Consider the following 17,302-nt stretch of genomic DNA (forward strand, 5'->3'; position numbering starts at 1 on the left):
GGTTTTCCCCTTCAGCGCGACGCTGCCCTTCCAAGCCGCGCTCACCGATCTTAGCACCTCGCTCGCGAGCCTTGCGACCACGAGCGGGGCACAGACCATCGGCCCCTATGTCCAGAACGGCCCGACCTCGTTCACCGCGACCCCGGCGAGCGGCAATTTCGGCGGCAAGACCTACGGGCTATTCACCACGACGATGGGCGATCTCGCCGGCTATCAGAATTTCGCTGGCATCAACACCAATGGGTTCGATGCCGTCATCGTCGTCGTCACCGGAAGCGCGACCACAGCACTCCCCAATCTCAATACCTTCACCGGTGATGCAAGCGTGATCTGGGATTTCGTCGATACCACGACGCTGAATTTCGCCGGCAGCTGGGCCGGGCAAATTCTCGCCCCCGACGCGGTGATCAGCAATCCATCCGGCGATCTCACCGGCGCGGTGATCGGCGAGTCCCTCGATCAGGGCGGGGAGGTCCACAACCTCGCTTTGCCCATCGGCGATCTCAGCGGCATCCCGACCACCTCCACGACGACAGCGGACGTCCCAGAGCCGCCAGCGCTCGCCCTGCTCGCGACCGGCACCTTGGCGCTGGCCGCGCTTCGCCGCCGCGCGCGTGCGAGACGATAGCATGAAGAAAGCGGTTCTTTTTTGAAAAAAAAGAACCAAAAAACTTCTCCTGGTTTGAGGGTAGCCGCGTCGAACGCCGCCCGATCCTTCCGCGCGTCATGGGCGTGAGCCGACTCGGGTAGCGGCTCTTTCGATTATCCCTTGGCGAGCTGCTGCTCGACCAACGTCGCCCAGTAGGAGGCGCCGATGGGAAGCAGGGAGTCGTTGAAATCATAGGCCGGGTGGTGGACCATCGGCTCGTTCTCGCGCCCGCGGCCGCCGCCGAGCATGATGTAACAGCCGGATTTCTCATTGAGCATGAAGGAAAAATCCTCGCTGCCCATGGTCGGCTGGTCCATATGGCGGACGGCGTTGGCGCCCGCCACCGCTTCGGCGGCGCGGCGGGCCAGCGTCGTCGCCTCCACGTCGTTCACCGTCGCCGGGTAGGTGCGGCGGAATTCGACCTCGACGCTGGCGCCAAAGCTTTCCGCGATGCCGCGCACCAGCCGCAGCACCCCTTGTTCGAGTTGGTCGCCCACTTTCGGCTGGAACCAGCGCGCCGTGCCCTTCATCCGCGCTTGCTGCGGGATGACGTTGTAGGTGTCACCGGCGACGATCTGCCCGATCGTCAACACCGCCGGGAGGTTGGGATCGACGCGGCGGGCGACGATGGTTTGCAGCGCCGTCACGATCTGGCTTGCGATCACGATCGGGTCGTTGCCGTTATGCGGCTGCGCGCCATGGGCGCCGCGGCCGGTGATGCAGATGTCGATCTGCGCCGCCGCCGCCATCACCGGGCCTTCGCGCCAGGCGAAGACACCTTCCGGAATCCCAGGCCAGTTATGCATGCCGTAGACGCGCTCCATCTCATAGCGCGAGAAAAGCCCTTCTTTCACCATTTCCCGCCCGCCGCCGAGCCCTTCCTCGGCGGGCTGAAAGATGAGATAGACGGTGCCGTCGAAATTCCGGGTCTCGGCGAGGTAGCGGGCGGCGCCGAGCAGCATCGTCGTGTGCCCGTCATGGCCGCAAGCATGCATTTTGCCCGGCGTTTTCGAGGCGTAAGGAAGGCCGGTTTCCTCGAGAATGGGCAGCGCGTCCATATCGGCGCGGAGCCCGATGGCGCGGCCCTGGCCGTCATGTTTGCCATGAATGACGCCGATCACCCCGGTTTTGGCGATGCCCGTCACCACCTCGTCCACCCCGAATTCGCGCAGCTTTTCGGCGACGATTTTGCTGGTGCGCACTTCTTCGAAGCCGAGTTCGGGGTGCTCGTGAAAATCACGGCGCCAGGCGGTGAGGTCATCGGCATAGGCGGCGATTCGGTTGATGATTGGCATGAGCGGGCTCCTTGCGGGAATTCAAGGGCCCATCTTGACGGCTTGAAACGTGCGCGCAAGCCCGTCGGCAAGGCCGATCGGGCGCACACCGAGGCGTGCGATCATCGGCGCGGTGGGGAAGGCCTTGTCTTCCAAAAGTCTGCGGATTTCCTCGGGTCGCGCGCGAAGCGGGAGGCGAAGGAAGCTGGTGATCCTGGCTGCGAGCATCAGGAGTGAGGCTGGCATCGGCACGATCCGCGGCCGGGGAAGGCCGCAGGCAGTGGCGATGGCGCGGGCGAAATCGGCGTATGTCGCGGCCTCGCCGCCGGCGATCACCAGCGTCTCCGGCCCTTCCCAAGCGATGCCGAGCGCGGCGTGGAGCGATTGTGTAACGTCATCTTGATGGATCGGCTGGATCAGGCTCCGCCCGCCGCCGGGAAGCGGCAGGAAGGGCAGGCGGCGCAGCATGGCGGCGAGGCGTTGGACGTTCTCCTCCCCGGTCGCGCCGTAGATCATCGTCGGGTGCAGCATCACGCCGGCGCGGCCGGAGGCGAGAAAGGCTGCCTCGCCGGCGCGGATCTCATCGGCGAGGGGGTCGGGGAAGCGCGAAAAGCGCCGTGTGCTGCCAAGCAAGACGAGGCGGGCGGGGCGCGGGGCGGCTTCGAGCAAGGCTTCGGTATGGCGGGCATGGGCGGTATTGACGATGCGCCCGGCATCGGCGAGCGCCGCCGTCATCGCGCGGCGATCGCCGAAATCGGCGCGCCGCACCGGCGCAAGCAAGGGATGGGCGCGGAGATCGTTGGCTGGCTGCCAATCCGCGCTCCGCACCACCGGGATGACGCCGATGCCCCCCGCGAGCAGGGCGCGGGTCAGCGCCCGGCCGCTTTTGCCGCTGGCGCCGATGAGGTGCACCGGCTCGGTCGTTTGTGGTATCATGTTACCTCACACAAAAATCGCGCAGACCACTTGACGTTTTGGCGTATGCTCGGCATAAGCCGGCGACTTTCAAGAAGGAATGGGTCATGAAAACGACTCTCTCGCTGAAACCGGCGGAGGTGAAGAAGGACTGGGTGCTGATCGATGCCGAGGGCGTTGTGCTCGGCCGTCTCGCCGCCCTGGTTGCGATGCGTCTCCGCGGCAAGCACAAGCCACAATTCACCCCGCATGTCGATTGCGGCGATCATGTCGTGATCGTGAACGCGGACAAGGTGCGGCTCACCGGCAAGAAGGCCGAGCAGGCGATTTTCTACTACCACACCGGCTATCCCGGCGGCATCAAGGGCCAGAGCGCGCGCCAGCGCCTCGCCGGCAAGCGGCCGGAGCAGGTGGTGGAAAAGGCCATCGAGCGCATGATCACCCGCGGGCCGCTGCAGCGCCAGCAGATGCGCAATCTGCATGTCTATGCCGGGGCCGAGCATCCCCATGCCGGGCAGACGCCGCGCCGGCTCGATCTTGCCGCCCTCAATCCGAAAAACATGAGAGGCTGAGCCCGATGTCAGGAACCACCCGCACGCTGGCCGATCTCAAGGATCTCACCGCCGCCGCGCCCAATCTCGCGCCGAGCGCCCCGGAGGGGCCGAAATACGAAGCCAAGCGCGACGCCCAGGGCCGCGCCTACGCGACAGGCCGGCGCAAGAATGCCGTCGCCCGCGTCTGGATCAAGCCCGGCAAAGGGGAGATCACTGTGAATGGCAAGAAGGTCGGGCAGTATTTCGCCCGCCCGGTCTTACGCATGCTGATCACCCAGCCCTTCCTGGTTGCCGATCGCTACAACCAGTTCGACGTCACCTGCACCGTCACCGGCGGCGGGCTTTCCGGCCAGGCCGGTGCGCTGCGGCACGGGATTTCGCGGGCACTCACCCATTATGAGCCGGAATTGCGCGGCATTCTCAAGGTCGCGGGCTTTCTTACCCGCGATTCGCGCGTCGTCGAGCGCAAGAAATACGGCCACGCGAAGGCGCGGCGGAGCTTCCAGTTCAGCAAGCGCTGAGCACGGCGACCGGCGGCGGGGCAGGGCGCGATGCCCTGTCCCCGCGCCGGGGCTGAGCGGCGATGGAGCGGCTCGATCATTTCATGGCGGCGGCCAATGCGCTTTATTACGCGCGCCGCGATCCGTTCGCCGATTTCACCACTGCTCCGGAAATATCTCAGGTTTTCGGTGAGTTGCTCGGGCTTTGGGCGGCCGAGACCTGGCGGCTGCTCGGCCGCCCCGACCCGGTTTTACTCGTCGAGGCCGGGCCCGGACGCGGCACCTTGATGGCGGATGCGCAGCGTGCGATCGCCGCCGTCACGCCCGATTTCGCGGCCGCCCTCCGCCTCCATCTGATCGAGACCTCGCCCCGGCTCCGCGCCCTGCAAGCGGCAAAGCTGCCCGGCGCCACCTGGCATGAGACGTTTGCGACCTTGCCGCCGGGGCCGCTCATCCTGCTTGCCAATGAATTTCTCGACTCCTTGCCGATCCGCCAATTCGTCCGCCGCGGTGGCGGCTGGGCCGAGCGCCACGTCGCCGGCGCGGCGTTTGTTGAAATCGCCTGCCCCGATCCGCCGGCGCTGCTCGCCGAGGTCGCGCCGCCCGCGTTGGCGGAGGGCGCGGTGATGGAGGTCGCCGAGGCGGCGCGGGACTGGGTCACGGCGCTCTCAGCGCGGATCGCGGCCGATGGCGGCGCCGCCTTGCTCATCGATTACGGCCCGGCGCAGGCCGCCGCCGGCGAAAGCCTGCAAGCGTTGCGTCGCGGTCGTCCGGCGCCGCCGCTCGCAAGCCCGGGCGAGGCCGATCTTACCGCCCATGTTGCCTTCAGCCCGCTCGCCGATGCCGCGAGAGCGCAGGGGGCGGCGGTTTTCGGGCCGCTCCCGCAGGGGGTTTTTCTCGCCCGGCTCGGACTCTTCGCGCGGAGCGGCCAGCTTGCGCGCAATCTCCCGCCCAAACCGGCGGCGGCCGTGATCGCCGCGGCGCAGCGCCTAGCCGAGCCCGATCGCATGGGCCTGCTGTTCAAGGCCCTTGCGATCATGCATGCTGCGGCGCCACCGCCGCCGGGATTTGCGATGTGACTCTGCCGCCTTTTCTCAGCGTGCCGGCGCTTGCCGCAAGGCACGGGTTTTTCACGCGCGAAGGCGGCGTCTCGACCGGCGCCTTCGCCGCGCTCAACGGCAGCCTCGGCGGCCAGGATGCGCCCGCGAACGTGCTCGAGAACCGCGCCCGGGCGGCGCGCGCGCTGGGGGCCGATCCGGCGCTGATGGTCGGGCTGACGCAGGTGCATGGCGCCACGGTGGTGCCCGTCGAAACCCCGTGGGCGCCGGGCGCGGGGCCGGCCGCGGACGCGATGGTGACGGCGCGGGGTGGGGTCGCCCTCGCGATCGTCACCGCCGATTGCGCGCCGGTGCTGTTCGCTGATGCCGCGGCCGGGGTGATCGGCGCCGCCCATGCTGGCTGGCGCGGAGCGCTGGCCGGCGTGCTCGAGGCGACGGTCGCGGCGATGGTTGCCCTCGGCGCGCGGCGCGAGGGCATCAAGGCGGCGATCGGCCCCTGCATCGCGCAGCGTTCGTATGAGGTCGGCGCCGATCTGCGCGCCGCGGTTTTGGCACAAGATAGCGTGAATGAACGATTTTTTGCCCAAGGGCGCGATCACGCGCATTGGCAGTTCGACCTTCCCGGCTTTTGCGCGGCCCGGCTCGCGGCCGCCGGGATTGCCGAGGTGGCGCTTCCGACGAGCGACACGGTGACCGACGCGGCGCGGTTTTTCAGTCATCGCCGGCGCGTGCTCGCCGGCGGCGGCGCAATCGGGCATCAAATGTCGGTGATCGTACGATGACATGAGGCGTTTCGTTCGCGTCACTTGCGGCGTTGCGGCGCTTTTGTTGGCGCTCGCCGCGTGCGTGCCAGTGCCGCATCCCTTCGCCGGGCCGCCAACCGGCGAGACGGCGCGGCTTGTGCAGCCGCCGCCGCCGCGTCTTGCGGTGCCGGTTCCGGCCAACGCCCTGCTCACCGATGCCGACGCCAAGGCGTTCGCGACCGATCTCGCCGAGGCGCTGCTCGGCAACGAGGTGCCGGCGCAGGCGGTGATCGCCAAGAGCGCGGATTGGCGTCTGGTCGCAACCGCAGAGATGCGGCAGGCGCAGGTGATCCCGCATTATGCCATCGTCAATCCCGCTGGCGTCACGATCGCGCATATCGATGGGCTGCCGGAGCCGGCGGCGTCGTGGGCGCGTGGCGATGCCGGGGTGTTGCAGAGCGCGGCGCAGGACGTCGCGCCCAAGCTCGCCGACCTCCTCACCAGCATCGATGCTGCGGAGAAGCAGAACGACCCCCATAGTCTCTACCACCGTCCGGCCGAGGTCGCGGTACTCGGCGTCACCGGGGCGCCGGGGGATGGCGATTCTTCGCTGGCCCATCAACTCCGCCTGCAACTGCCCCAGCTCGGCGTGATCATCGCGAATGATCCCAAGGCGGCGGATTTCACCATCGGCGGCGAGGTGCGTATCGCGCCCGCCGACGCTGGCAATAGTCGCGTTGAGATCCAATGGCAGATGCGGGATGCGAGCGGCCACGATCTCGGCCGTATCGTCCAGATCAACGAGGTGCCGAACGGCACTCTCGATCAATATTGGGGAGATATTGCCATCGTCGTCGCGCAACAGGCGGCGCTCGGCATGCGCGAGGTGATGGAGAAGCAACGCCACCCGCCGCCGGGCGCGCTGCCGCTCGGCAAGAGTGCCGCCGCGGCGCCGGCATCCCCGCCTCCGGCCGCCGCCCCGCCAGCCGCCGCGGCTGCCTTCGGCGAGCCGACCCAGCCATGACACGCGCCGGTTGGACATGCTCCTGTCACATTGCTAGAAGCCGCACGCACCCCCGGATCGATCGGGGCCTCGGGATCACGCCAGATGAAAATCGTCGCCTGTAACAGCAACCGCGCACTCGCCGAGGCCGTTGCCGCGGCGCTCAATCTGCCGCTGACCAGCGCCGCCATCCGCCGCTTCGCCGATATGGAGGTGTTTGTCGAAATTCACGAAAATGTCCGCGGCGAGGATGTTTTCGTTATTCAGTCGACCTCGTATCCCGCCAACGACAATCTAATGGAGCTTTTGATCACGCTGGACGCCCTGCGGCGCGGCTCGGCGCGGCGGGTGACGGCGGTCATCCCCTATTTCGGCTATGCCCGCCAGGACCGCAAATCCGGCCCGCGCACGCCGATCAGCGCGAAATTGGTCGCTAATCTGATCACCGAGGCGGGCGCCAACCGGGTTCTCACCATGGATCTGCACGCCGGGCAGATCCAGGGGTTTTTCGACATTCCCGTCGATAATCTCTACGCCGCGCCGCTTTTTACCCGCGACATTCGCGAGCGCTTCGACGGCAAGGATCTCATGATCGTCTCCCCCGATGTCGGCGGCGTCGTCCGCGCGCGCGCGATCGCGACCCGGCTCAATTGCGATCTCGCCATCATCGACAAGCGCCGCGAGCGCGCCGGGGTTTCGGAGGTGATGAACGTGATCGGCGATGTGGCCGAGCGCGATTGCATTTTGGTCGACGACATCGTCGATTCCGGTGGCACGCTGTGCAACGCCGCCGCCGCCCTGGTTGCCAACGGCGCCCGTTCGGCGAGCGTTTATACGACACACGGCGTGCTTTCGGGCGGCGCGGTTGCGCGCATCACCGCAAGCCCGATCGCGATGATGACCATCACCGATAGCATTCTGGCGACGGAAGCGGTACGCTTGGCCCACAATATCCGCCAGCTTTCGATCGCCCGCTTGCTCGCCGAGGCGATGCGCCGGATCAGCGACGAAAGCTCCGTCAGCTCACTTTTCGAATGAGTTTCAAGGAAGGAAACCCTCATGAAGCTGCTTTATGCGCCCGGTGCCTGTTCGATCGGCATTCACGTCATTCTGGAGGAAATCGGCGCCCCCTTCGAGATCGAAAAAATCTCTCTCCGTGATGGTGAGCATTTCAAGGAAGGGTTCACCGCTCGCAACCCCAAGTCGAAAGTGCCGACCCTTATCCGCGATGACGGCTCGGTGCTGACCGAGTTCCCGGCGATCGCCTATTATCTCGCGCAGACCCACCCCGCCGCGAAACTCTGGCCAGACGGCGTCGAGGCGCAGGCGCGGGCGCTCGAGATCATCGATTATGTCGTCGCCACCATCCACATGCAGGGGTTTTCGCGGATGTTCGCCCCTGGAAAATTTGCCCCGAGCGAAGCCGATGCGGATGCGGTGAAAAAACGCGGCCTCGAGATTTTCGAAACCGGGCTCGCCCTTCTCGACAAGACGCTGGATGGCAAGGATTATGCCGTCGGGCCGTATTCGATCGCGGATGCCGCTGTTTTCTATATCGAGTTCTGGCGCACGTCGGGCAAACAGCCACTTCCCGCCCATCTCGCCGCGCATTACCAGCGCATGCTCGCCCGCCCGGCGGTGCAGCGGGTGTTGCATAAGGAAGGGTTTGCCTGAGGGTGGCGGTTTGAGCACCCTCATCCAGGCGCCGTTTTGGTTTCTCCGCCACGGCGAGACCGATTGGAACGCCCAAAATCTCGCCCAGGGCAATGTCGATATTCCGCTCAACGCGCATGGTATCGCCCAGGCACGCCGAGCGGCGGCGGCGCTGGTCGGGCGCGGGATCGAGGCGATCGCCGTCTCGCCTCTCGGCCGCGCGCGCCAGACCGCCGATATCGCCGCCGCGACCCTTGGGGTTCCGGTCGAGATCGTGCCTGATCTGCGTGAGGTCGCCTTCGGCGTCGAGGAAGGCCGGCCGATGGGGGCATGGTTCACGGATTGGTTCGCCGGCCGCGCGACGCCCGAAGGCGGCGAGCCGTTCGGCGCACTTCGGGTGCGCGCCTGCTTGGCGCTCAATCGCGTGCTTGCCGTCGAGCGGCGTTGGCTGGTGGTGGCGCATGGCGGCCTGTTCCGCGCCGTGCGCGCCGAAATGGGTCTGACCGCCGCGGTCAGGACCGCCAATGGCGTGCCGATCTTCTGCCTCCCCCCGACTGCGGCTGGCGAAACCTGGCGCCTGCTCTCGCCGGCCGAGGTGGATCAATGGGCGGCGGGCACGCCGGCCGCGGACGGCGCAGGATAAGGTTGCCGCGCTGGCGCCGATCGGCTAAGCGCAACCCGCGCCGGCACCCCTGGAGGCCGGCGTTTGGAATGAATAGCAGCAGGAGCGAACCATGGCCAATTTCGTGACGATCGAGGCCGAGGCGCGCACGCGAGCCGGTAAGGGGGCGGCGCGGGCGACCCGGAGAGAGGGCAAAGTGCCCGGGGTGATTTATGGCGCGAAGGAGAGCCCGAGCCTCATCGCGCTCGACCCGCGCCTGGTGCTGCGTGAGATCCATCGCGGCGGCTGGCGCTCGCGCCTCTATGAAATTTCGGTGGCGGGGGCGAAAACGCGCGCGCTCATTCGTGACGTGCAGTTCCACCCGGTGAATGACGCGCCGATCCATGTCGATTTCCAGCGCCTCGCTGCCGGCGAGGCGGTGCGCGTCGCGGTTGCCGTGCATGTCAAGAACGATGGCATCAGCCCCGGCGTCAAGCGCGGCGGCGTGCTCAATGTCGTGCGTCATACCGTCGATGTGTATTGCGATCCGGAGAAGGTGCCGGAATATTTCGAGGCCGATCTCGCAGCACTCGACATCAACGACAATGTCCGCTGGTCCGATCTCAAGGGCACCGAGCATTGCCGCCCGACCATCCTCGATCGTGACTTTGTGATCCTGACCATCGCGGCGCCGACCAAGGCGGCCGAGACCACCGAGGTGGCCGAAGGGGCGGCGGCGCCGGCGGCGGCAAGCCCCGCCAAGGGTGCTGCTGCCGCGGCGCCGGCCAAGGGCGCAGCCCCCGCCAAGGCGGCGCCGGCCAAGCCTGCGGGCGGCAAGAAGGGCTGATCGCGCGGACCGTGTGTGACGCATGTTGCTTTGGGTCGGCCTCGGCAATCCCGAGCCGCGCATGCGCCGCAACCGGCATAATATCGGTTTCATGGCGCTTGATGTCATCGCTGACCGCCACGGGTTCGGCCCGTGGCGGCAGCGTTTCAAGGGCCTGATCGCCGAGGGGCAGATCGGATCGCAACGGGTGCTCGCGCTGAAACCGCTGACCTATATGAACGCCTCTGGCGAGAGCGTCGTTCCCGCGGCGGCGTTCTACAAGATCGCACCGGCGGCGATCACGGTGTTCCACGACGATCTCGATCTCGCGCCGGGCAAGCTGCGAGTGAAGCGCGGCGGCGGGGCAGCGGGGCATAATGGTCTGCGCAGCCTCGATCGCTTGCTCGGGACGGAGGATTACTGGCGGGTGCGGCTCGGCATCGGCCATCCTGGCGAGAAGGCACGGGTGCTCGGCCACGTGCTTGGCGATTTTGGCCGCGAGGACGAGGATTGGCTGGTGCCACTCCTCGATGCCGTCGCCGCGGCGGCGCCGCTCTTGGCGTCTGGGCAAGGGGAGGCGTTCATGACCAAGGTCGCGCTTTTGCGCCAGGAGCAGGGCTGATGGGATTCAATTGCGGCATCGTCGGGCTGCCCAATGTCGGCAAATCGACGTTGTTCAATGCGTTGACGGCGACGGCGCAAGCGCAGGCGGCGAATTATCCGTTCTGCACCATCGAGCCCAATATCGGCCGCGTCGCGGTGCCGGATGCGCGGCTTGCGGTGCTTGCCGGGATCGCGAAATCGGCGCGGGTCGTGCCGACCTCGCTCGAATTCGTCGATATCGCCGGCCTCGTGCGCGGGGCGGCGAAGGGGGAGGGGCTCGGCAACCAGTTTCTCGCCAATATCCGCGAGGTCGATGCCATCATCCATGTGCTGCGCTGCTTCGAGGATGACGATATCGTCCATGTCGAGGGCAGTATCGATCCGCTGCGCGACGCCGAGACGGTGGAGACCGAATTGATGCTCGCCGATCTCGAAAGCCTGGAAAAGCGCCTGCCGAATTTGCAGAAAAAAGGGCGCGGTGGCGATCGTGAGGCGCAAGCGCAGGCGGCGTTGATCGCGCCGCTGCTGGAAGCCTTGCAGGCCGGTCGGCCGGCGCGCCAGGCGATCCCGGCGGGCGAGCACGAGGCGGTGCGCCGGCTCGATCTTCTGACCGCAAAGCCGGTGCTTTATGTCTGCAACGTCGCCGAGGCGGACGCGGCGCGCGGCAATGAAGCGAGCGCGCGGGTCGCCGAGCGGGCGCGGGCCGAGGGGGCGGCGGTGGTCATCGTCTCGGCCGCGATCGAGGCCGAGGTCGCGCAATTGCCAGAGAGCGAGCGTGGCGAGTTTCTCGCCGGGCTCGGTCTCGCGGAAAGCGGGCTCGAACGGGTGATCCGCGCTGGCTATGATCTCCTCGCGCTGATCACCTATTTCACGGCCGGGCCCAAGGAGACACGGGCCTGGACGATCACGCGCGGCACCCGCGCCCCGCAAGCCGCCGGCGTCATCCACGGTGATTTCGAACGTGGCTTCATCGCCGCCGAAACCATCGCCTATGAGGATTATGTCGCGGGTCGTGGCGAGGCCGGCGCGCGCGAGGCCGGGAAACTGCGCATCGAGGGCCGCGATTACGTGGTTCAGGACGGCGATGTGCTTTTGTTTCGCTTCAACGTCTGATCAGCCGGCGCCGGTCTCGGGCAGCGCTTTCAGCCGCTGCGCATAGACATTGATGATCAGGGCGGCGAGCAGGATCAGGCCGCGGATCAAAATTTTCAAGAAACTGTCGATATTGACGTGATCGAGGCCGTTATTGAGGACGCCGAGCACGAAGAGGCCGACCAGCGTATTGCCGATGCCGCCCTGGCCGCCGAATAGGCTGGTGCCGCCGACCACCACCGCCGAGATCGAATCGAGCAGATAGTTATCGAATTCATCCTGTTGCGCGCTGCCGAAATGGGCGACGCCGAGCATGCCGGCAAGCCCCGAGCAGAGCGCCGAGATGATCATCACCGCGGCGATCACGGCGCGCACATTGACGCCGGAATACTCCGCCGCCTCGCGGTTGCCGCCGACCATGTACACATAACGGCCAAAGCGCGTGTAGGTGAGCACGATATGCGCGAGTGCCAGCACGAGGCCTGCCACGATGACGATCCACGGCACCGGGCCAAGCCCGCCATTGCCGAGTGCCGCGATCACTTTTGGCACCGCGTAGGCGATCTGCCCGCGCACCAGCATTGCGCAAATGCCAGCGCCGATCTGCAACATCGCGAGCGTCATGATGAAGGAGGGAATGCCGATCCAGGTGATGCCGAAGGCATTGACCGCACCGAGGAGAAAACTGCCAAACACCGCGAGCGCGATCGCAGCACCCCCCGGCAGCGGCAGATTGGCGATGTTCACGCTCGCATCTTGGGCGGTGAAAAAAGCCAGGATGATGCCGGTCGCGTTGGCGACGCTGGCGACACCGAGATCGATCTCGGCACAGAGAATGACGAAGGTGAGCCCGACTGCCATGATCCCGGTCACGGAAATCTGCTGCAGGATATTGGCGAGATTATCGAGGGTGAGGAAGGAGGGGCTGGCTGCGGAAAACAGCACGACGAGGAACAGCAGGGTCGCGAAGGGCGCGATATTGCGCAGCCGCAGACGCAGCCATTGCCCGCGGCGCGGCGCGGGAATGGCGGGGGCGGTCTCGGCAAAACTGGTGCGTTCTTTGTTCATGCGGCGGCGAGAAGACGGTCTTTGCTCACCACCTCATGGGCGAATTCGCGGGTAATGCGGCCCTTTTTCATCACCAGGATGCGATCGGCGAGCGAAAGCACCGTCTCCGGCTCGGTGGAGGCGACGATGATCGCAAGCCCCTCATCGCGCAGCCGGCGCACGATGCGCACCACGTCTTCCTTGGCGCCGACATCCATCCCGCGGGTCGGCTCCGAGAGAAGTAGCACTTTCGGCATGAACGTGAGCCATTTCGCCAGCGCCACTTTCTGCTGATTGCCGCCCGAAAGCGTCCCCAGCGGGCGATCGGGGAGCGCTGGGCGAATGCCGAGTTCGGCGATGTGCCGGCGCGCGATCTCACGCTCGCGTTTCGGTTTGAGCCAGAGCCGGGCGAGGCGCTCGAGCACGCTAATCGACATGTTTTTATAGAGCGGTTCGAGCGCGAACAGCATGCTGCGCCGGCTTTCGGGCACGAAGGCAAGGCCGGCACGGCACGCGTGGGTGGTGTTGGAAAGCCGCACGGCGTGGCCTTCGATCCGCACGATGCCGCGTTCTGGCGGGGTCTTGCCGAACAGGGCGCGGGCGAGATCGAGCTGACCCGAGCCCATGAACCCATAAATCCCGAGCACCTCGCCGGCGCGCACGCTAAGCGAGACATCCTCGAACGATGCGCCGAGGCCAAGCCCCTCCGCCGCTAAGACCACCGGCGCATCTTTAGGGCCGTGCAGCGCGATCTCCCCGAGATAGCTCTCCTCGAGTTCGTGATGCCCGGCGCCGATCATGCGTTCGATCAGCCACGCCTTGTCGATTGCGGCGACGCGCGCTTCGCCAGCCTTGGCGCCGTTGCGAAACACGCTGACGCGGTCGCAGATAGCGAGCACGTCGTCGAGGAAATGCGAGATGAAGATGAAACTTCTGCCCTCGGCGCGCAGCCGCTCGAGCAGCGCGAAGAGCCGCGCGATCTCGGGCGGCGAGAGGGCCGAGGTCGGTTCGTCGAGAATGACGATGCGCGCACCGGAAAACAGCACGCGCGCGAGTTCGACGAGCTGCTGCACGCCGAGCGGCAGGCTTCCCATCTCGGCGCGCGGATCGATCGCAAGGCCTAGGCTCTCGAGATGCCGCCCAGCGATCGCCACCATCGCCGGCCAGTCGATGAAGCCGAGACGGTTGCGCGGCTGCATGCCGAGGAGCACGTTCTCGGCGACCGAGAGCGTCGGCACGATGGCGAGTTCCTGATGCACCATGCCGATCCCGGCCTCGCGCGCGTCCCGCGCCGAGCGGAGCCGCACAATTTTGCCCTCGATCCGCATTTCGCCCTGATCGCTCGCGTGGACGCCGGCGATGATTTTCATCAGCGTCGATTTGCCGGCGCCGTTTTCGCCGACGAGACCGTGGATTTCGCCAGCAGCGAGGGTGAAATCGACCCCTCTGAGAGCCGCGACGCCGCCGAAGGATTTGGCGACGTCGCGAAGTTCGAGGAGCGGCGTCGAGGACATTGGCCGCCCCCTCAAATCAGGTAGTGATTTTCCATCCACAGCATCCCCGGCGCGTTGCTTTTGGTGACGACCGGGCCGTCAGTGACGACGTTCAACGGAATCCCGCCGGGCCCAGTCTTCTCGCCGCCGACAACCGCCGCGACACCGGCGACGATCGCCCCGCCATGGATGCGGCAGGAAGGGTTGCGCACGGTCGCATGCATGCGGCCATCGAGCACCGCCTCCAGCGCCGGCGGCATCGCATCGCAGCCCCCGATCAGGATGTTGGTGCGATTATGCGCCTTCATGACGTTATAGGCGGCGAGCGCCATATCGTCGTTGTGGAAATAGGCGGCATCGATTTTCGGGTATTTGGTGAGCAGCGTCTCCCAGATCCGCGCCGTCTTGGCGACGTCCCAATCCGCGGGCGTGGTGTCGAGCACTTGCAGCTTGGGATATTTCTTGACCACCGCATTGAAGCCGCGTGCGCGCCCCTGGGCGCCGGTATGGCCGAGCGCGCCCTGGGTCATGATGATCGTGCCTTCGCCGTTGATCGCGTCCACCAGCGCTTGCGTGACGGAGGCGCCCATGAATTCATTGTCGGGGGCGAGGAAGCTGTGCACCTTGATCTGATCGAGCGGCGCGATCAGCGTATCCATGTCGATCACCGGGGTGCCGGCGGCGATCATTTTGTTGACCGGGGCCGTCAGCGTGCCGATGCCGAAAGCCTGGATCGCGACGAAATCCCATTTCTGCGAGGCCATGTCATCCACCGCGGCGCGCTGCTTGGGGGCCGAGAGTTCGCCATCGAACCAGGTGACCTCGACATTGAACAATTTGCCCCAATATTCCGCCGCCCGCTTGCCTTGTGCGCACCAAGTTGCCTGCAGCCCGGCATTGGAGAAGGCGGCGCGCAGCGGTTTTGCCGATCGCCCGGCGACTTCGCCCATCTCGGCGGCCAGCGCCGGCGCGATCCCGAACAGCGCCGCGCCCGCCGCCGCGGCTTGCATGAAGTTCCGACGATTCTGGCTTAACCGCTTGTCATTTTTCGACATTTTTCCCCCGCGTGATGGTTTCGCCGACGTCCGCCGGCGGCTTTGTTTCTTGGACACCGGTACTCTGCCCGAAAAGCCGGCGCCTTGGCAATGCTGTGAAATCGCCGGCGCGCCCCTCCTCAGGCGTCGCCAGAATCACTATTGTCTCGCGCGCATGGACCCCGCCCCGCACATTCTCGTCATCGATGATGACCACGAGATCCGCGACCTCTTGGCGCGGTTTCTTGAGCGCGGCGGGCTTCGCGTCACCGTCGCCCGCGACGGTCGCGAGGCGCGGCGGCTCTGGGCGCAAGGGCATTATCACCTCGTCGTGCTCGATCTCATGCTGCCCGGCGAAGGCGGGCTCGAACTCGCGCGCTGGCTGCGCGAGCAGGCGAATGTGCCGATCGTCATGCTCACCGCGATGGGGGATGAGACCGATCGCATCATCGGCCTCGAGATGGGGGCCGATGATTATCTCGCAAAACCCTTCAACCCGCGCGAACTGCTCGCGCGCATCCGCGCCGTGCTGCGCCGCAGCGGCGAGGGTGAGGCGGAGGGCGCGCCGGCGCGCCGGACCTTCCAATTTAATGGCTGGCGTCTTGAGACCGCGCGCCGCCGGCTGCTCGACCCGGAAGGGGCGGAGGTGGCGTTGACCGGGGGCGAATACGACCTCTTGCTCGCGCTGCTGGAGCGCCCGCATCGGGTGCTGACGCGCGACATGCTGCTCGATCTCCTGCGCGGCCGCCAGGCGGGGCCGTTCGACCGGGCGATCGATGTTGCGATCAGCCGGCTGCGCCGCAAGCTCGATGATGACGGCCGCAACGCCCAGGTCATCAAAACGGTGCGCGGCGGCGGCTATGTCTTGACCTGTGACGTCGAGCGACGGTGATCAAGGCATGAGGCGCGGCATGGGGTTATGGCCGCGCAGCCTGCTCGCGCGCGCGATGGTGGTACTGCTGATCGGGCTCGTCGCCGCCCAAGTCGGCGGACTTTATCTTCATGTAATCGACCGCGGCGATCTCAACCGCCTAGGGCAAGCGCGCGATGTCGCGGCGCGGGTGATGGCGGTCTATCGCGCGGTGGTGATGAATACGCCGGATGGCGGGCGGGCGGCGCTGCTCCGCGCGATCGAACTGCCGCCTGGCACGCAAGCGGCGTTGCTCGAGGCGCCGCCGGCGGAGCTGCTGCCGGCGCCGCTCACCCTGGTGCGGCTGATCCAGGCCGATCTCACCCTGTCGCCGGTGCCCTATCATCTGCGCCCGCACGATGTCGTGGTGCTCGGCTCGCTTTATGACCGGCTGGTTGAGGTCGGGCTCGCGCTCCCGGATCACGGCTGGCTTGCGGTGACGGTGCGGGTGCCGGCGCCGGAGTTTTGGCACTCGCCGCTCGATTTCGGCCTGTTTCTCGGCCTCACGGCGCTCGCGGCGGTGCTGTTCTTGATCGTCGCCCGCCGGCTGATCGCGCCGATCACCGCGCTGACGCACGCCGCCGAGGCGCTCGGGCGCGATGTCGATGCGCCGCCGCTGCCCGAGGGGGGGGCACGCGAGGCCGCCGCCGCTGCCGCCGCCTTCAACCGCATGGCCGAGCGTATCCGCCGCTTCGTGCAGGATCGGACGTTTCTCCTGACCGCGATCGGGCATGATCTCCGCACCCCGATCACCCGCCTCAAGCTCCGCGCCGAATTTCTCGAGGATGACGAGATGCGGCGCAAAATCCTCGCCGATCTCGACGAGATGGAGGCGATGGTCGCGGCGACGCTGGCCTTTGGGCGCGATGCGGCGGCGAGCGAACGCACGAGCACGCTCGATCTCGTCGCCCTGATCCGCACCGTGCTCGACGAGGCCGCCGATGCCGCGCCGGAGGCCGCCGAGCGCCTTACCTATGCCGGCCCAGAGCGTCTGCCGATCACTGCCCGGCCGATCGCTTTGAAACGCGCGCTCGGCAATGTGATCGCGAACGCAGTGAAATATGGTGGCGGTGCCGCGGTGCGCCTGCATCCGCCGCAGGGGGGGATGGTGGAGATCGAGATCGAGGATCACGGCCCTGGCCTCCCAGAGGCCGACATCGAGCGAATGTTTCAGCCGTTTCAGCGCCTTGAGGCGAGCCGCAACCGCGCGACCGGCGGCAGCGGACTAGGCTTGCCGATCGCGCGAAACATCTTTCGCGCCCATGGCGGCGATGTGACCCTGGCCAACCGCCCGGCCGGCGGCTTGCGCGCCTCGATTTCTTTACCGGTGTAAAAGTTTCGCCACTT

The 17,302-nt window shown here is 66.7% G+C and carries 19 protein-coding genes; 14 read left to right on the forward strand and 5 right to left on the reverse strand.

Features of this window, described 5'->3' with window-relative positions:
• Positions 1–628, forward strand: a 628-nt coding sequence (locus ACP5M5_RS10785) for a collagen-binding domain-containing protein (protein ID WP_427937276.1), incomplete at its 5' end; no start/stop codon positions are given.
• Between the two features lie 134 nt (positions 629–762).
• Here ACP5M5_RS10785 and ACP5M5_RS10790 read toward each other — a convergent pair.
• Positions 763–1,944, reverse strand: coding sequence for a M20 aminoacylase family protein (locus ACP5M5_RS10790; protein ID WP_427937277.1), 1,182 nt, complete (start codon positions 1,942–1,944; stop codon positions 763–765).
• A 21-nt stretch (positions 1,945–1,965) separates the two neighbouring features.
• A complete protein-coding gene (locus ACP5M5_RS10795; RefSeq protein WP_427937279.1) occupies positions 1,966–2,859 on the reverse strand; it encodes an SDR family oxidoreductase in 894 nt (297 codons plus the stop codon).
• Between the two features lie 86 nt (positions 2,860–2,945).
• On the opposite strand from ACP5M5_RS10795, the gene rplM reads away from it, so the two are divergent.
• From rplM to ychF, 11 genes are all read left to right on the forward strand, one after another.
• Entirely contained in the window at positions 2,946–3,410 is a 465-nt protein-coding gene (gene rplM, locus ACP5M5_RS10800) for a 50S ribosomal protein L13 (RefSeq protein WP_114913747.1), read from the forward strand.
• Between the two features lie 5 nt (positions 3,411–3,415).
• Positions 3,416–3,913, forward strand: a complete 498-nt coding sequence (rpsI, locus tag ACP5M5_RS10805) for a 30S ribosomal protein S9 (RefSeq protein WP_427937282.1) — start codon at positions 3,416–3,418, stop codon at positions 3,911–3,913.
• 62 nt (positions 3,914–3,975) lie between these two features.
• Positions 3,976–4,971, forward strand: coding sequence for a class I SAM-dependent methyltransferase (locus ACP5M5_RS10810; protein WP_427937283.1), 996 nt, complete (start codon positions 3,976–3,978; stop codon positions 4,969–4,971).
• A complete protein-coding gene (gene pgeF, locus ACP5M5_RS10815; RefSeq protein WP_427937285.1) occupies positions 4,968–5,732 on the forward strand; it encodes a peptidoglycan editing factor PgeF in 765 nt (254 codons plus the stop codon). The genes ACP5M5_RS10810 and pgeF overlap by 4 nt, the downstream gene beginning before the upstream one ends.
• Before the next feature lies 1 nt (position 5,733).
• Entirely contained in the window at positions 5,734–6,717 is a 984-nt protein-coding gene (locus ACP5M5_RS10820; RefSeq protein WP_427937286.1) for a hypothetical protein, read from the forward strand.
• 84 nt (positions 6,718–6,801) lie between these two features.
• Positions 6,802–7,734: a ribose-phosphate pyrophosphokinase gene (locus ACP5M5_RS10825; protein ID WP_427937287.1), complete on the forward strand. Its 933-nt coding sequence runs from the start codon at positions 6,802–6,804 to the stop codon at positions 7,732–7,734.
• 21 nt (positions 7,735–7,755) lie between these two features.
• Positions 7,756–8,370 carry a glutathione S-transferase family protein gene (locus tag ACP5M5_RS10830; protein WP_427937288.1) on the forward strand — a complete coding sequence of 205 codons (615 nt, stop codon included), beginning with the start codon at positions 7,756–7,758 and terminating at the stop codon, positions 8,368–8,370.
• A 10-nt stretch (positions 8,371–8,380) separates the two neighbouring features.
• Positions 8,381–8,992 carry a histidine phosphatase family protein gene (locus ACP5M5_RS10835; protein WP_427937290.1) on the forward strand — a complete coding sequence of 204 codons (612 nt, stop codon included), beginning with the start codon at positions 8,381–8,383 and terminating at the stop codon, positions 8,990–8,992.
• A gap of 91 nt (positions 8,993–9,083) precedes the next feature.
• Entirely contained in the window at positions 9,084–9,797 is a 714-nt protein-coding gene (locus tag ACP5M5_RS10840; RefSeq protein ID WP_427937291.1) for a 50S ribosomal protein L25/general stress protein Ctc, read from the forward strand.
• A 22-nt stretch (positions 9,798–9,819) separates the two neighbouring features.
• A complete protein-coding gene (gene pth, locus ACP5M5_RS10845; protein WP_114911914.1) occupies positions 9,820–10,398 on the forward strand; it encodes an aminoacyl-tRNA hydrolase in 579 nt (192 codons plus the stop codon).
• The gene (ychF, locus tag ACP5M5_RS10850) at positions 10,398–11,492 is read left to right on the forward strand and encodes a redox-regulated ATPase YchF (protein ID WP_427937292.1); all 1,095 of its coding nucleotides are present in this window, start codon (positions 10,398–10,400) and stop codon (positions 11,490–11,492) included. Before pth ends, ychF begins: the two co-directional genes overlap by 1 nt.
• On the opposite strand, the gene ACP5M5_RS10855 is transcribed toward ychF, so the two are convergent.
• From ACP5M5_RS10855 to ACP5M5_RS10865, 3 genes are read right to left on the reverse strand one after another with little or no spacing between them, the layout of a single operon-like run.
• A complete protein-coding gene (locus ACP5M5_RS10855) occupies positions 11,493–12,539 on the reverse strand; it encodes an ABC transporter permease (protein ID WP_427937293.1) in 1,047 nt (348 codons plus the stop codon).
• Positions 12,536–14,032 carry a sugar ABC transporter ATP-binding protein gene (locus ACP5M5_RS10860; protein WP_427937295.1) on the reverse strand — a complete coding sequence of 499 codons (1,497 nt, stop codon included), beginning with the start codon at positions 14,030–14,032 and terminating at the stop codon, positions 12,536–12,538. The genes ACP5M5_RS10855 and ACP5M5_RS10860 overlap by 4 nt, the downstream gene beginning before the upstream one ends.
• An 11-nt stretch (positions 14,033–14,043) precedes the next feature.
• Positions 14,044–15,066: a sugar ABC transporter substrate-binding protein gene (locus ACP5M5_RS10865; RefSeq protein WP_427937297.1), complete on the reverse strand. Its 1,023-nt coding sequence runs from the start codon at positions 15,064–15,066 to the stop codon at positions 14,044–14,046.
• Positions 15,067–15,220: 154 nt separating this feature from the next.
• On the opposite strand from ACP5M5_RS10865, the gene ACP5M5_RS10870 reads away from it, so the two are divergent.
• Together ACP5M5_RS10870 and ACP5M5_RS10875 are read left to right on the forward strand one after the other, a co-directional pair.
• The gene (locus ACP5M5_RS10870; RefSeq protein ID WP_427937299.1) at positions 15,221–15,937 is read left to right on the forward strand and encodes a response regulator; all 717 of its coding nucleotides are present in this window, start codon (positions 15,221–15,223) and stop codon (positions 15,935–15,937) included.
• A gap of 7 nt (positions 15,938–15,944) precedes the next feature.
• Positions 15,945–17,288: an ATP-binding protein gene (locus ACP5M5_RS10875; protein ID WP_427937301.1), complete on the forward strand. Its 1,344-nt coding sequence runs from the start codon at positions 15,945–15,947 to the stop codon at positions 17,286–17,288.
• Positions 17,289–17,302 lie beyond the last annotated feature (14 nt).

The sequence above is a fragment of the Acidibrevibacterium sp. genome (genome assembly GCF_049965395.1).
Classification (GTDB): domain Bacteria; phylum Pseudomonadota; class Alphaproteobacteria; order Acetobacterales; family Acetobacteraceae; genus Acidibrevibacterium; species Acidibrevibacterium fodinaquatile.

What these genes read in the sequence shown, in the direction of transcription:
- ACP5M5_RS10790 (WP_427937277.1), bottom strand. Translation starts at nt 1,944, where the DNA reads ATGCCAATCATCAACCGAATCGCCGCCTATGCCGATGACCTCACCGCC.
- ACP5M5_RS10795 (WP_427937279.1), bottom strand. Translation starts at nt 2,859, where the DNA reads ATGATACCACAAACGACCGAGCCGGTGCACCTCATCGGCGCCAGCGGC.
- rplM (WP_114913747.1), top strand. Translation starts at nt 2,946, where the DNA reads ATGAAAACGACTCTCTCGCTGAAACCGGCGGAGGTGAAGAAGGACTGG.
- rpsI (WP_427937282.1), top strand. Translation starts at nt 3,416, where the DNA reads ATGTCAGGAACCACCCGCACGCTGGCCGATCTCAAGGATCTCACCGCC.
- ACP5M5_RS10810 (WP_427937283.1), top strand. Translation starts at nt 3,976, where the DNA reads ATGGAGCGGCTCGATCATTTCATGGCGGCGGCCAATGCGCTTTATTAC.
- ACP5M5_RS10820 (WP_427937286.1), top strand. Translation starts at nt 5,734, where the DNA reads ATGAGGCGTTTCGTTCGCGTCACTTGCGGCGTTGCGGCGCTTTTGTTG.
- ACP5M5_RS10825 (WP_427937287.1), top strand. Translation starts at nt 6,802, where the DNA reads ATGAAAATCGTCGCCTGTAACAGCAACCGCGCACTCGCCGAGGCCGTT.
- ACP5M5_RS10830 (WP_427937288.1), top strand. Translation starts at nt 7,756, where the DNA reads ATGAAGCTGCTTTATGCGCCCGGTGCCTGTTCGATCGGCATTCACGTC.
- ACP5M5_RS10840 (WP_427937291.1), top strand. Translation starts at nt 9,084, where the DNA reads ATGGCCAATTTCGTGACGATCGAGGCCGAGGCGCGCACGCGAGCCGGT.
- pth (WP_114911914.1), top strand. Translation starts at nt 9,820, where the DNA reads ATGTTGCTTTGGGTCGGCCTCGGCAATCCCGAGCCGCGCATGCGCCGC.
- ychF (WP_427937292.1), top strand. Translation starts at nt 10,398, where the DNA reads ATGGGATTCAATTGCGGCATCGTCGGGCTGCCCAATGTCGGCAAATCG.
- ACP5M5_RS10855 (WP_427937293.1), bottom strand. Translation starts at nt 12,539, where the DNA reads ATGAACAAAGAACGCACCAGTTTTGCCGAGACCGCCCCCGCCATTCCC.
- ACP5M5_RS10860 (WP_427937295.1), bottom strand. Translation starts at nt 14,032, where the DNA reads ATGTCCTCGACGCCGCTCCTCGAACTTCGCGACGTCGCCAAATCCTTC.
- ACP5M5_RS10865 (WP_427937297.1), bottom strand. Translation starts at nt 15,066, where the DNA reads ATGTCGAAAAATGACAAGCGGTTAAGCCAGAATCGTCGGAACTTCATG.
- ACP5M5_RS10870 (WP_427937299.1), top strand. Translation starts at nt 15,221, where the DNA reads ATGGACCCCGCCCCGCACATTCTCGTCATCGATGATGACCACGAGATC.
- ACP5M5_RS10875 (WP_427937301.1), top strand. Translation starts at nt 15,945, where the DNA reads ATGAGGCGCGGCATGGGGTTATGGCCGCGCAGCCTGCTCGCGCGCGCG.